Genomic DNA, 279 nt, shown 5'->3' on the forward strand with positions numbered 1-279 from the left:
CGGTGCCCGTCTCGTCCTCGATCGTCATGAAGATCACGCCAACGGCGGCGCCCGGCCTTTGGTGCACAAGCACGATACCTGCCGCCTCAACCCATTTGTCGTCCAACACCGCTGTTGCTTCTGCGCAGGTGATGATCTCCTCACGGACCAGGTCGTCCCGGAGAAAGCGCAGCGGATGCGTCTTGAGCGACAGCCCGACTTGGTGATAATCTTCGACAACCTCACCGCCTGCCGTCATCGGACGCAACCCGATGACGGACTCGCTGATCTCAGGGATTG

The 279-nt window shown here is 60.9% G+C and carries 1 protein-coding gene; it reads right to left on the minus strand.

Annotation, left to right across the window (positions count from 1 at the left end; genetic code table 11):
• On the minus strand, nucleotides 1-279 hold a 279-nt coding region (locus tag N8L39_RS09315; protein ID WP_261039379.1), incomplete at both ends, for a hypothetical protein.

Origin of the sequence: Streptococcus mitis (assembly GCF_946190285.1) — a bacterium.
Lineage (GTDB): Bacteria > Bacillota > Bacilli > Lactobacillales > Streptococcaceae > Streptococcus > Streptococcus mitis_CP.